19 protein-coding genes are annotated in these 12,043 nt (G+C 54.1%); 13 read left to right on the forward strand and 6 right to left on the reverse strand.

What is annotated here, in order from left to right; translation table 11 throughout:
* Nucleotides 1-18: 18 nt before the first annotated feature.
* Together RHH27_RS04075 and petM are read left to right on the forward strand one after the other, a co-directional pair.
* The gene (locus RHH27_RS04075; protein WP_302676726.1) at nucleotides 19-381 is read left to right on the forward strand and encodes a hypothetical protein; all 363 of its coding nucleotides are present in this window, start codon (nucleotides 19-21) and stop codon (nucleotides 379-381) included.
* A 51-nt stretch (nucleotides 382-432) separates the two neighbouring features.
* Nucleotides 433-534 (forward strand): cytochrome b6-f complex subunit PetM, encoded by a 102-nt coding sequence (gene petM, locus RHH27_RS04080; RefSeq protein ID WP_011057256.1) that lies wholly within the window; start codon nucleotides 433-435, stop codon nucleotides 532-534.
* Nucleotides 535-547: 13 nt separating this feature from the next.
* On the opposite strand, the gene RHH27_RS04085 is transcribed toward petM, so the two are convergent.
* From RHH27_RS04085 to RHH27_RS04100, 4 genes are read right to left on the reverse strand one after another with little or no spacing between them, the layout of a single operon-like run.
* On the reverse strand, nucleotides 548-1,477 hold the full coding sequence (locus tag RHH27_RS04085; protein WP_302678926.1) for an AEC family transporter: 930 nt from the start codon (nucleotides 1,475-1,477) through the stop codon (nucleotides 548-550).
* The gene (gene cbiM / locus RHH27_RS04090) at nucleotides 1,440-2,171 is read right to left on the reverse strand and encodes a cobalt transporter CbiM (RefSeq protein ID WP_302678927.1); all 732 of its coding nucleotides are present in this window, start codon (nucleotides 2,169-2,171) and stop codon (nucleotides 1,440-1,442) included. Before cbiM ends, RHH27_RS04085 begins: the two co-directional genes overlap by 38 nt.
* The gene (locus tag RHH27_RS04095) at nucleotides 2,129-2,611 is read right to left on the reverse strand and encodes a carboxypeptidase regulatory-like domain-containing protein (RefSeq protein WP_206201186.1); all 483 of its coding nucleotides are present in this window, start codon (nucleotides 2,609-2,611) and stop codon (nucleotides 2,129-2,131) included. The genes cbiM and RHH27_RS04095 overlap by 43 nt, the downstream gene beginning before the upstream one ends.
* On the reverse strand, nucleotides 2,608-3,369 hold the full coding sequence (locus tag RHH27_RS04100; protein ID WP_302678928.1) for a DUF4382 domain-containing protein: 762 nt from the start codon (nucleotides 3,367-3,369) through the stop codon (nucleotides 2,608-2,610). Before RHH27_RS04100 ends, RHH27_RS04095 begins: the two co-directional genes overlap by 4 nt.
* Nucleotides 3,370-3,547: 178 nt before the next feature.
* On the opposite strand from RHH27_RS04100, the gene RHH27_RS04105 reads away from it, so the two are divergent.
* The 7 genes from RHH27_RS04105 (at nucleotide 3,548) to RHH27_RS04135 (ending at nucleotide 8,076) form a co-directional block, all read left to right on the forward strand.
* Nucleotides 3,548-4,132 (forward strand): thylakoid membrane photosystem I accumulation factor, encoded by a 585-nt coding sequence (locus RHH27_RS04105; protein ID WP_225901648.1) that lies wholly within the window; start codon nucleotides 3,548-3,550, stop codon nucleotides 4,130-4,132.
* A gap of 26 nt (nucleotides 4,133-4,158) precedes the next feature.
* Nucleotides 4,159-4,344, forward strand: a complete 186-nt coding sequence (locus RHH27_RS04110) for a hypothetical protein (protein ID WP_149820101.1) — start codon at nucleotides 4,159-4,161, stop codon at nucleotides 4,342-4,344.
* 10 nt (nucleotides 4,345-4,354) lie between these two features.
* A complete protein-coding gene (locus tag RHH27_RS04115; RefSeq protein WP_302678929.1) occupies nucleotides 4,355-5,098 on the forward strand; it encodes a dienelactone hydrolase family protein in 744 nt (247 codons plus the stop codon).
* 173 nt (nucleotides 5,099-5,271) lie between these two features.
* Nucleotides 5,272-5,946, forward strand: a complete 675-nt coding sequence (locus tag RHH27_RS04120) for a hypothetical protein (RefSeq protein ID WP_302678930.1) — start codon at nucleotides 5,272-5,274, stop codon at nucleotides 5,944-5,946.
* A gap of 11 nt (nucleotides 5,947-5,957) precedes the next feature.
* Nucleotides 5,958-6,326, forward strand: coding sequence for an Npun_F0494 family protein (locus RHH27_RS04125; protein ID WP_302678931.1), 369 nt, complete (start codon nucleotides 5,958-5,960; stop codon nucleotides 6,324-6,326).
* Nucleotides 6,327-6,412: 86 nt separating this feature from the next.
* Complete coding sequence (acsF, locus tag RHH27_RS04130) at nucleotides 6,413-7,555, forward strand: magnesium-protoporphyrin IX monomethyl ester (oxidative) cyclase (RefSeq protein WP_149820092.1); 1,143 nt, start codon at nucleotides 6,413-6,415, stop codon at nucleotides 7,553-7,555.
* A gap of 272 nt (nucleotides 7,556-7,827) precedes the next feature.
* The gene (locus RHH27_RS04135; RefSeq protein WP_190278043.1) at nucleotides 7,828-8,076 is read left to right on the forward strand and encodes a hypothetical protein; all 249 of its coding nucleotides are present in this window, start codon (nucleotides 7,828-7,830) and stop codon (nucleotides 8,074-8,076) included.
* On the opposite strand, the gene RHH27_RS04140 is transcribed toward RHH27_RS04135, so the two are convergent.
* A complete protein-coding gene (locus tag RHH27_RS04140) occupies nucleotides 8,018-9,007 on the reverse strand; it encodes a carbohydrate kinase (RefSeq protein ID WP_302678932.1) in 990 nt (329 codons plus the stop codon). The two genes, RHH27_RS04135 and RHH27_RS04140, sit on opposite strands and share 59 nt — an antisense overlap.
* A 114-nt stretch (nucleotides 9,008-9,121) precedes the next feature.
* Here RHH27_RS04140 and ndhC point away from each other — a divergent pair, with 114 nt between their 5' ends.
* From ndhC to RHH27_RS04160, 4 genes are read left to right on the forward strand one after another with little or no spacing between them, the layout of a single operon-like run.
* A complete protein-coding gene (gene ndhC, locus RHH27_RS04145; RefSeq protein ID WP_149820086.1) occupies nucleotides 9,122-9,484 on the forward strand; it encodes a photosynthetic/respiratory NAD(P)H-quinone oxidoreductase subunit C in 363 nt (120 codons plus the stop codon).
* Between the two features lie 34 nt (nucleotides 9,485-9,518).
* Entirely contained in the window at nucleotides 9,519-10,025 is a 507-nt protein-coding gene (locus tag RHH27_RS04150; RefSeq protein ID WP_302678933.1) for an NAD(P)H-quinone oxidoreductase subunit J, read from the forward strand.
* A 6-nt stretch (nucleotides 10,026-10,031) separates the two neighbouring features.
* Entirely contained in the window at nucleotides 10,032-11,156 is a 1,125-nt protein-coding gene (dprA, locus tag RHH27_RS04155) for a DNA-processing protein DprA (RefSeq protein WP_302678934.1), read from the forward strand.
* A 29-nt stretch (nucleotides 11,157-11,185) separates the two neighbouring features.
* Complete coding sequence (locus tag RHH27_RS04160; protein ID WP_206201194.1) at nucleotides 11,186-11,470, forward strand: DUF3288 family protein; 285 nt, start codon at nucleotides 11,186-11,188, stop codon at nucleotides 11,468-11,470.
* Here the strand turns inward: RHH27_RS04160 and RHH27_RS04165 are convergent.
* Nucleotides 11,467-12,033: a J domain-containing protein gene (locus RHH27_RS04165; RefSeq protein WP_302678935.1), complete on the reverse strand. Its 567-nt coding sequence runs from the start codon at nucleotides 12,031-12,033 to the stop codon at nucleotides 11,467-11,469. The genes RHH27_RS04160 and RHH27_RS04165 overlap by 4 nt on opposite strands.
* Between the last annotated feature and the right edge of the window lie 10 nt (nucleotides 12,034-12,043).

A 12,043-nucleotide genomic window follows, 5' to 3' on the forward strand; every position in this document is an offset into this window, starting at 1 on the left:
AATTGCGGCGAGATGACCATGAGGTTTGTTGGCTCCACCCTAGCGGCTGTTGCCCTATTGACGATGACACCACTGGCGGCACTGGCACGCCCCCTTTCCTGTCGCTCCTATGAAAGTACCTTTGTGGCCACGGAGACTCGTAGCTATTGGGTGAATATCTGTGGGGGCGATCGCCCCGCCTACTATATGGCACGACACAAGCAGGATCCGCGCCTATCAATTCGGCTGCCCCTGCGGGATTGGAGTCCTCAAGGGTACTATTTTGAAGCCGTCAATGGTGAGTACACGTATCTATTGACCAAAACACCCCGCGGGATCTTCTTGACCGTGAATCGTGGTACCCATGAGCTACTGCGGGAACCTGTTTTGGAGCCGTGGTAAGCAAAGGAGCCAAATTGGTTACAATGAGTTCTTGTTAGCTGAGGCCGCCCTATGGCAGAAGAGATTTTCAATACTGCGGTAATTACGTTTACCTTGGTTCTGGTTGGTTTAGGCGCAGGCTACCTGCTGTTGCGCTTGACTCCCGACGATTAGCCACCAAATGCCCCTACCCGGCAAAGAGCACCAGCCACAGGGGCAATAGAAGAATTAAGGCAAAGAGGCTGGTTAAAATCACACTGGCAGCGAAAGCCCGGTCCAAGTGATATACATCCGCCAGAATTAGGGTCATAAAGGCGGGGGGCATGCCAGCTTGGAGTACCATCCCTAGACGGGGCCGGCCGCTGATGCCTACGAGGGTTAATCCGAGACCCAACAGGAGCGGTACCAGTAGCATCTTAATCGTCAGACAGGGAATGATGCGTTCCCAGCGGAGCTTGAGGGGAGCCTCACCGAGGCAGATGCCCATATAGATCAATCCAGCAATCACCATTAACCACCCCAAGGTTAAAAGTCCCTGTTGGGCGATCGCGGGTAGGGGATGTTGTCGTAGCAGCAGTCCGATGCCGACACACCAAAGGGTTGGATTCCGGCCAATGTGCCACAGCAGTTTTGCGATGGAAATGGCGCGATCGCCAAAACTTGCTGCCACGCCAATGCCAGCACTATAGGAAATGAGGAGCGTCCCCATCAGATCAAAAAACAACGCCCAACTGAAGTGCTCTTGCCCCAGCAGTCGCCAAGTAATTGGAAAGCCAATAAAACCCGTGTTGCCCACCATGGTCGCCAAGAGAAAACTGCCCTGCTCCTGCCGCGTGTGAGCGGGATATCGCTGTAACCACAGCCACGCCAAGCTGACGCCGATCCCCATTCCTAGCCACGCCAATAGCGGAGCCAACGTGCTGTGACCCGTAATCGGGGTGGTAACAATAAAACTAAATGCCGTTAGGGGCGTCCCCACCCAGAACAACCCTTGCGCCAGCCAAGCCCCCGTCGTTGATGGCAAAAAACGGCTACTGCCATAGCCAATGCCCATGCACAGAAAGATTAATCCGTAGAGTTCAGTGAGGGTCGGCAGTAGGGTAAGGAGAATTTTCACGGGAAAAGCATACGCCTTGGGACAGGAATTCTGGCTTGACTTTGGCCAAAAAGACCAGCAGTGAAGCCGTGACCACTCCCTCCAACATAGCAAGGGGCAAATGGGCAATCCCAATCGCAGCGATCGCTAGCCATTCCCGCTGTTGATCCAAGGGTGCTGGCAGGCTCAGGAGAATCACTGCGCCAAATAAGAGAACAGCCAACAGCACAGCCCCCGCCCCAAGGATAAACCCGAGGAGCGATCGCCCCCTTGGCGGACAGCGATGCCACAGCCCCCGAAAAACAGCAGCGGCAAGGAGCGCTGGAATCCCCATGATCAGCGCATTGAGACCCAAGGTCGTCAGACCGCCATGACCAAACATCACCGCCTGTAGAAATAATCCCGCCACCACGGCTATCATTGCCCCTTCCCCCAAAAGAATCCCCAGACTGCCAAGGAACATGAGGTGCACACTGGCGGGAGGCAGCGGGATATAAACCGCAGAGGCGGTAAAAAAGGCAGCGGTTAATAGAGCTAATCGCGGCACGATCGCCAGCGGATCCACCGTTGCCCGCTGCAAACGGCGGCAAGACCACCACAGGAGACCACCGCTACCGGCATAACCCAGTCCACACCACAGGGGCGGCACTAAACCATCGGGGATGTGCATGACTACGACTCCACTGGCAGCCGCCGCCGCGACCAAGCAAAGCAAGCTGTGCCAATGGCACCCCAGAGCACTGCCAAGACCATGACCGTGATTTGTGCGGGAGTGTATTGACTCAGGGAAACCGTCCTTGGCGGTTCTGGGACGGCGGTAAGAGCAACCTCAGCCGTTGCTTGGGCATCGGTTGCTATCGGAATCGTGAGTAGGCCGCCATGTCCCCCTTGACGTACCTGCACCTGCCACTGACCGCGGCGATCGGGCACAAATTGAAACTCCCCTTGGGTATTGGTGGTTCCTGTTATTGCTGCTTCTTGGGGGCGATCGGGGGCAAAGACCTGTACCCTAGCATTTGCCATCGGTTCGCCACTGTCATAGCGCGCTGTAATGTGAATCACCTGTTGCGGTTTGTAGCGCAACTCAACCCCATGGGCAAGGGCTTGGGGAACTATCAGTCCTAAGGTAGCCACACTCGCTAAAACTGTTTTCATGAGGAAACCTCCCGACAGTGACCTTCGCCGACATGCCCCAGACCGCTAAGGGCTTTGCGCAGTGTTTCAAAATCTTTGGGGCTGAGTTTTTGCTGTAATCCTGTCCAGTCAACCGTGACTCCCTCAGGAGTGCCTAGGGCAGCAAAGGGGTCAAAGCCTACCGCGTCGCGATTGATCTCCGCCGTTGCTGGTTCAGCGCCATCACCAAAAAGATGATCAAAGTGGAGCGTAATCTCTAGCTCAGCGGAACTGTTCGCTGTGACTATTCCCTTGCGTTCATCGCCAATGTAGTCGCCACAAACAAAGGCCAAGGGCTGATCCAACGTAATGTCAAAGGGGAGAGTGACATTGCCCCGCTGCGCTGTTCCCACCAGTTGTAAACTGGGTGCGAGGGTCTGCCACTGCAGGGCATTGAAGTGACCCACCGCCGCCGCAGCACTGCCTACAAGGGGACGCTGATCACTCACCAAATCCACCGTCATAGGATCGCTAAACACAACCGTCACTTCACTGTCGGGGCAATCGCCCGCCTCAGGATCAAAAGGGGGATGGGTTTGGTAGGCAGTCACCGTACCCAACGTCAAATAGACATGGTCAAACTCGAGCTTCCAGCCATCTTTGCTTGTCCATCCCGTTTGCAAGCGCTCTTCACCATTGGCATAGAGCTGGAGAGTGCCCTTTTGCAAGGCGGGCGCACAACTGGCCAGTAGCACTGTACTGAAAATCGTGACTATCCCTAAACGTTGGTACAGATTCATTCCTTTGATCACGCCTGATCACGCCGAAAAAAGCCCCAGAAAGAGCACCCCTGTAGCTATTGGCAAAAGCAATAAAGACACTCTTCCTACCTTAGAAGGGGTGGCATTGGTTCTACAATGCACGGGAGGGGGATGGCGTGGCGGTATAGTGTCTTTACAGAGCGTGATGGAGCGAAAAATGAAACGGGTTTGGGGCTGGTTAGGACTTGTCCTCCTGCTGTGGGGACTGTGGACAGCGCCGAGTTGGGCGGGGTTACAAGACGATCGCTACGATGGGAATATCTTTGCTCTTTACGCTGGCAATGGCTCCTTAGTGCCACCAAAGGTCACCCTAGAGAAATCGCGTCAGAGCGATCGCGCCACATTGCTGCTGTTTTATGTGAACGATAGCCGCGACTGCAAGCAGTTTGCCTCAACCATCTCCCAATTGCAGGGGTACTATGGTCGCGTCACCGATTTCATCGCTATTGATGTCGATGCCTTACCCTTTGGGGCGCAGTTCTCCGCCAATGAAGCGGGCTACTACTACAAAGGCCGGGTGCCGCAAACCCTGATTTTCGATCGCCAAGGCCAATTGCGGCAGGAATTTATCGGTGTGGTGCCCTTTGAAACCCTCGATGACACGTTTCGGGAAGTGTTTGATTTGCTGCCGCGATCGCAATCTCTGGAACTGCGGCCGCGCCCTGTGAATGAAATCAATGTGGAACTGGTGCCCCCGCCACCTGTCAAAGGGAAGAAGCTGGCCAACGAAACGGTAGAGTAATAGTGAGCTTTGCAGCGAGGTACAAGATGGAGTTACCCACCCTACAGGAACGTCTAGCAGTTGTTTTGGCGAAACGGGAGAGCCTCAAAAAGCTCTTGGAACTCCCCGGTCATGGCACCCTCACCATTGACATTGAATCCGCCCTCGCCGAACTCGATGAATTGATTAGCGACTTCAAGCGCACGTTTCCAGACCTCGACATTCCTGCCTAGGAGGTTCACGATGGTGGAGATTACCAGTCGTTGGGTCAAGGTGGTCAATGGCGATCTGCTGATTGATGCCTACTTAGCCGAGCCTGTTGCCCCCGGCCGCTATCCGGCAGTGATTGTCTTTCAGGAAATTTTTGGCGTCAATGCCCATATCCGCGATGTGACCGAACGTATTGCCCGCGAAGGCTATGTGGCGATCGCCCCCGCCCTTTACCAACGCTTTGCCCCCGGCTTTGAAACGGGCTACACCGCCGCTGATATTGATTTGGGGCGGCAGTACAAAAACCAAACCAAAGCCGAGGAACTCCTTAGTGACACCCAAGCGACCATTGCCTATCTGCGCGGCCTTGAAAATGTGGATGGGGATGCCATTGGTACGATTGGCTTTTGCTTTGGCGGTCATGTGGCCTATCTGGTGGCTCAGTTACCGGACATTAAAGCCACGGCCTCATTCTATGGCGCCGGGATGACAACCATGACCCCCGGCGGTGGCCTACCCACCATTGAAATCACACCGAAAATTCGCGGCACGCTCTATGCCTTCTTTGGCGATCGCGACCAAAGTATTCCCATGGAACAGGTGAAGCAAATTGAAACGGCGCTGCGCCACCACGGCATTCGCCACCACATCTTCATCTATCCAGCGGATCATGGCTTCTTCTGCGATCAACGGGATAGCTACGATGCAGCAGCAGCACGGGATGCGTGGGAACAAGTCAAAGAACTCTTCAACACCGTCCTACGGCAGCAACAGTGACCCTATCTTTACAGAACCTTTACATTTGACGCAGTTGCAGCGGAATGGGTTCAATACAAAGGGCTATAGTAAAAGTAGATTGCGTGTTCCCCATCGCCTAAACAATGCCAAAGGCAGTTGCTAAGCTTTAATATTCTTTTAAGTCATGTTCTTTATCCCCGCTGTTGCTGTCTATGACTACTCCTACCCACAAAGTTCTGCTGAAGCAGGGATCCCTTGTTCTCAAGCAGTGCAAAAAAGCCCTTCTTGAACGAGATATGGCTGTCCTTCAGCAGCAGGCACGCATTTTACAAGTTGCAGCAGTGGCATCCCGGCAAACGCTGATTGAGGCAGAAGCACGGCTCTTGGAGCAGGCAGCCCAGCAAAATCAACCCCGGCGAGCAGCGGAAATTCTGATGAAAATCAAAGAATGCTTGGTTGCCCTAGCGGGGGATCAACGTGACTTTGACAGCCTGCCAGGCGTGGCAGCAGAGACTGAGGCACCTGCGAAAAAGCCCCCCTTTATCCAGCGTCCCCATGATGACAGCTACACGAAACGCTTGGGGAACTATCTGGTTGAAGCAGAATTGGTGACACCCGCACAAATTGAAGTTGCCTTAGCCGATCAGCGAGCCACAGGGGCAAGACTCGGCGATATTTTGGTAGCACGGGGATGGCTGCGCAAGGGCACGATTGAGTTCATCATGGAGCGCGTGGTCTTACCCGATCGCCGTCGTCAGGAGGCAGAAACTCCCTCTTCGCCATCAACCTCTCCCGCAACTCAATCGCCCCGCACACCCCCCGCCCCTGGTACGTCAGTGAATGACCGGGCAACCTTCATTGATACCAGCCACTTAAATTCTCTGTAGGTTTGGCGGCAGTGGCGATCGCGTATTCTCCGAAGGTTTTGGAACGGGGCGATCGCGCCCTGCGCTGTAGTCCCTTTTTGCCCCTCTTGTTTCAGACAATGCAGCAGCGGAGTGTGGCACTCCTAGAAATTGTGGGCGAAGCGGGTCTTCAATCGGGATTCACGCGATCGCCCTTGCCTGTGCTCCTAGCAGAAGCAGAGTTGGACTGGTTGATCCGCGTCGGTTTACTGCGCCGCGAAGTGGATGGCCAAGGTCTCACCGATCGCTATCGCCTCACTCCCTTGGGGCAACAGTTGATTCAACGTTATCGCCAACCCACATGGGCGGCCTCTTGGGGCGATCGCTGGCGCAATCAACTCAGCCGCTGGTGGGGAATGTAACGGTTCTGTAATGACCTGTAATGCATTGGGGATTTTCGCTACCATGCTTTATGAGTGCCGTTAGCAAGAGCGAGACGCAGCTTTTTATGGTTAATACCGTCGCCAAACCAGAGTTTGAAGAACTGCGGCCGGGCATTAAAGCCCCCGCCAAGGAAACCATCCTCACGCCCCGCTTCTATACCACTGACTTTGAAGCGATGGCCAATATGGACATTACTGAAAACAAAGCAGAACTTCAGGCCATCCTTGAGGAATTCCGCTGCGACTACAACCGCCACCACTTTGTGCGGGATGCAGAATTTGAACAGTCTTGGGATCACATTGATGGCGAAACCCGCCAGTTATTTATTGAATTTTTGGAGCGCTCCTGCACAGCGGAATTTTCTGGCTTTCTCCTCTACAAAGAACTCAGCCGCAAGCTCAAGGATCGCAACCCCCTATTGGCAGAATGCTTTGCCCTGATGTCTCGCGATGAAGCCCGCCACGCTGGCTTCTTGAATAAAGCGATGGCCGACTTTAACCTATCGCTGGATCTTGGCTTTTTGACGCAGCACCGCAGTTACACCTACTTTGAACCGGAATTCATCTTCTACGCCACCTACCTCTCCGAGAAAATTGGTTACTGGCGCTACATTACGATCTATCGCCATCTGGAGAAGCACCCCGAACATCGCATCTACCCCATCTTCCGCTTCTTTGAGAACTGGTGCCAAGACGAAAACCGCCACGGTGACTTCTTTGACGCCGTGATGCGTGCCCAGCCGCAAATGCTCGATCGGCCGCGCACCTTCTGGCAAAAGATTAAGGAAATTCCCCTGTCCCTCTCTGGTAAGAAATGGGCACGCTACTTCATGGTCTGCTGGCTGCCACCAAAACTGTGGTGCCGCTTCTTCCTGCTCTCGGTCTTTGCCACAATGTACCTCAACGATTTGCAACGGGCGAAGTTCTATGCTGCGATTGGCTTGGATGCCCGCGAGTATGATCGTGAGGTGATTGCCAAAACCAATGAAACCGCAGGCCGTGTTTTTCCGGTGATTCTCGATGTCGATCATCCAGAATTTTATCAGCGGTTAGAGCGGTGTGTCGAAAACAATGCCAAGCTGACAGAAATTAGCAAGCAAAATGGCGGTTTTCTGAAGAAACTTCCCCTCTATCTCTCGAATGTGTGGCAAATGATCAAGTTGTTCTTGATCCCCGCCAAGGCACCCACGACGGCGGCGGTGCGTTAATTTCCTCTGCGGCTTAAAAATATACTGATCTCCATGGGTTGCGTCTGCGGGCGTAACCTTTTTTTCACTTTTCCTACAATTGATGTCCGTATTATTACGGAGTGTTGCGGGAGTATGAAAAGAATCTAAAAGCACTTTTGACCACTGGGGATCGCTAAAACCTGCTTCCTAGGCCTCTTTGACCCTGTGATCACTGCAAAAGTCGCTGAGGACAATTTCATAGGATGGAAGGTAGAGAGCCTAAAGATTTTACTTCGGAGTTGATCCCCGCGATGGACAGCCCAATTCTCACTCCCACAACTTGCCGCTTTTGCCGCTTCTATTATTCCGAAGGGCGGCGTGGTGGTACCTGTGAAAAACTGAATGTGCCGGTGCGGGGGTTTTGGCGGGCCTGTCCCTTGGCGGCAGCCATCCCTAGCCGTGAACATCAGCCAGCGATCGCGACAAGCCCATCAACCACTGCTAGGGCGGTGAGTGCGTCCGTATTTTTCTTTGAGGATGATCCCGAAGCCATTGAGTGACCTCAGCAAGGGTGGGTTGACCAGCGATCGCCCCCCGTTTTGTCGTCACGAGCGCCCCCACCACCGTGGCAAATTCTAAACAAGCAGCCTGCCATTGGGGGTCACGGTAGATTTCCGGGCTGCCCTGTAATAACTGGGCAATCCAACCCGCAACAAAGCCATCGCCGGCACCAGTGGTATCCACAACGGGCATGGCGGGTGGTTGTAATTCCCCTTGATTTCCGTGCCAGCAGTAGTGAATAGTTTGATCTCCGTCAGTAATGACCACAGCATGGTCAGGTGCCGTCCCCCAAAGGGCACGATAGACAACTTGGGGATCACTGTCAGAGAAAAATAATTCCGCCTCTTCCTTGGCCAGTTTCAGGAAATGCGCCTGTGCTAAAAAAGGACGAATGCGTTCAGGAGCAGCACTCGCATCCCGCCAAAAGATCGGTCGCCAGTTGGCATCAATGAGAATAAAGGCACCGTTTTGCCGCAGTTGCTGGACTAGATGTTCAATGGTGGTGGCGGTGGGTTCACTGGCTAGTCCGAGCGTGCCGGTGACGAAAAATTGTGCCCCAGCTAGGAACGATGGCGAGACTTGCTGGCCAGAGAACTGCATATCGGCAAAGACAGAAGTTCCCGCTGGCGCAAATCCCACAAACTGGCGATCGCCCCCCACCAATTGAACGCGCACTTGCCGCGTCGGCACCCCAGCGACCCGCTCGACCGCTTCGATATTGACGCCCAAAGCGGCTAATTCGGCACAGGCTTGCTCCCCTAAGGCATCGTCCCCCACAGCCCCCAAAAAGGCCGCACTCACCCCCAACTTCACCAAACCACAGGCCACATTGGCCGGGGCACCCCCCAGAAAACACTGCGGGGGATCAGGGGGCACTTCTAAACAGTCAAAGAGGACTTCGCCAGCACAGAGGACAGTGGGTTGGGACATCGCTAATGATTCGCTATAGGGCAATTTAGTTTTTTCTATTGATCCCTAGCCTAGCGATCGCTAGGGGAGTGTGTCAAAATGGTAGCAATTCCAAGATCGAGGGACACTGCAACCGTGTTTGTTCTCAGTGGTTACGAGTATTTTCTTGGCTTTTTGATTATCTGTGGTCTGGTACCCGTACTAGCTTTAGCTGCCTCTGCGCTATTGCGTCCCAAATCCGGGCGGATGATCCGCTTGACGACCTACGAATCGGGGATGGAACCCATTGGTGGCGCGTGGATTCAGTTCAATGTGCGCTACTACATGTTTGCCCTCGTCTTTGTCATTTTTGATGTGGAAACGGTCTTTTTATATCCTTGGGCGGTGGCCTTCCATCAGTTGGGCTTACTGGCCTTTATTGAAGCCTTGATTTTCATTGCCATTCTGGTCGTGGCTCTAGTTTATGCGTGGCGCAAACGTGCCCTCGAATGGTCTTGAGTGAGTTGATTGCCTTTAGGTTGGAGCAGCGAACATGAGTGACACCCCCGAAGCCCCCATTGTTGAAGCTGGCCCTGTATACCGCCTTCTCCAGTCTCAAAACCTGAGTGTGGAATCCCTCGGTACCGATGCCTCTGGCGTAGAAATCATCAAAGTGGATCGCGATCGCCTGCTGGCGGTGTGCCAAGCCCTCTATGCCGACGGCTTTAACTATTTGCAGTGCCAAGCCGCCTATGATTCGGGTCCCGGCCAAGACTTGGTGAGCACATACCACCTGATCAAGCTCAGTGATAATGCCGATCGCCCCCCAGAGGTGCGGATTAAAGTCTTTGTCCCTCGGGATGATGCCCGTGTGCCTTCCGTCTATTGGATTTGGAAAACCGCCGACTGGCAAGAGCGGGAATCCTACGATATGTTTGGCATTGTCTATGAGGGGCACCCAAATTTGAAGCGCATCCTTATGCCCGAGGATTGGGTGGGCTGGCCGCTGCGCAAAGACTACATCACCCCTGACTTCTACGAGTTGCAGGAAGCCTACTAAGCGCCCTTGGTTCCCGCTGATGCTGCCTATTGGTACAGTTGGTCACAGGTACCCGGCCTTGGCTCGGTGTTACTCAAACGCCTCTGGCAGCACTTTGGCGATTTGAAAACTGCTTGGGAAGCCTCCGTAGAAACCTTAGGAAAAGTAGAGGGGATTGGTGCCAAACTCCAAGGGGCGATCGCCCACTATCGTCAGCAGTGCCAACCCCTAGCTCTCTACGAGCACCACTGCCAGCAAAATCCCCACCATTGGGTGCTGAGTGACCCTCGCTATCCACCACTGCTGCGCGAAATTCCCGATCCGCCGCCCTTGCTCTACTATGGCGGGACTCGCATTTTAGAAATTCTCAGTCAACCCACACCAACTGTTGCCATTGTCGGCACCCGTGATCCTTCAGAATATGCGCAGCGTTGGGCGCACAAGCTGGGGTATGCCCTTGCCCAAGCTGGGTTTATTGTTGTTTCCGGCATGGCCGCAGGCATTGATGGCGCGGCGCATCGTGGCTCTTTAGAAGCTGGAGGTGCCACACTGGCCGTCTTAGCCACGGGTGTGGATATGATCTACCCACCAGAAAATCGTTCGCTTTATTACCAGATTCGTGAACGCGGGGGATTCTTGAGCGAGTATCCTAGGGGCGTGGGTGCCGATCGCCCCCAATTTCCCCGTCGCAACCGCATCATTGCTGGTCTGTGCCGTGCGGTGATTATTGCAGAGGCTCCCTACAAATCCGGTGCCCTGATCACTGCTCGCTATGCTGCCGAGTATGGTCGTGATGTCTATGTGCTGCCGGGGCATCTCGATAACCACCGTGCCAAGGGTGCCCTGAGTCTGGTGAATCAAGGGGCACAGATTATCTTGGGAGAAGAAGCTCTCCTCGAACAATTGGGGCATACACCCCCCCTCGATCCAACACCCTTCTCAGCCCCACCCCCAACGCTATCGCCCCCCCAGCAACAGATTCTCGAGGCGATTCAACAACTGAGCCAAGGCAGCAATAGTGTTGCCTTTGATGACATTGTGCAGCGCGTACCCTTGGAAACAGGGGTGGTGATGGCAGAACTAATGCACTTGGAGCTAACGGGTTGGGTCGAGCAGCAGCCGGGGAATCGCTATCGCAAAACTAGCCGTTAAAGTTTCATCAATAAATCTTGGAGGGTAAAATGACAAACTCCCAGAACCTACAACATCCCCGCGAAGCCCAAGATCGCTTAGTCCTCGAGCGCTTGGGACAAGAGGGCATCAGTGATTACAACTTGGCGGAATTGGGGCGATTGCTGATTCGCTATGATGGCTTCCCCGGTGCCGAAACCAATAAGAAGTTAATGGCAGAGCTGCTAGAAAAATGGCAACTCACGGAGGAAGAACTGTTTGAGCGTACCCGTGCCATTCACGCTCGCGGCGGTGTTTACAAGCTGGGCAGCAATAAACGGGAGGATTGGACTTAGATTTCTTTGCCGTAGAGGCGCTCAAGGGTACGAAAGTCCTTTTCCGCTTCTTGCCAAAGGAGTCGGTTATCCGGATCGGCTTTCAGCGCCCGATGTAGGTATTCCCGTGCCGCTTGGGGCTGGCGATCGCGAATGAGTTGCCTCGCCCAGCACTGATAGGTGACGGCTTGCCACTGGCGCACTTCGGCATCTTGAGGCAGCCGACTGGCCAACCCTTCCACAAGGGATATGGCACGTTGATAGCAGCGATATTTGAGAAATTCCTGAAGTTGGCGATAGCTAGCGTGCTTCAGTTCAATCTCAAAGGCAGAGAGAGGCGGCGGTGGCTGCGGTGGGCGAGATTGGGGTTCTGATTTAACAGGGGTAGGCCGAAAGGTGGGCAGTCCTCGTACTAATTTTTCATAGGCCTGTTGGAGGAGAATAAACTTCTCATGGGCAGTGCGATCGCCGGGGTTGACATCGGGATGATAGCGTCGTGCTAGCCGTCGGTAGGCGGATTTCACTTGAGCTAAGGACGCCCCTTGTGGCAACTCCAGAATGCGATAGCACTCTTCTAAATTCATTCCGCAGGGC

Origin of the sequence: Thermosynechococcus sp. PP555 (assembly GCF_031583225.1) — a bacterium.
Taxonomy (GTDB): domain Bacteria; phylum Cyanobacteriota; class Cyanobacteriia; order Thermosynechococcales; family Thermosynechococcaceae; genus Thermosynechococcus.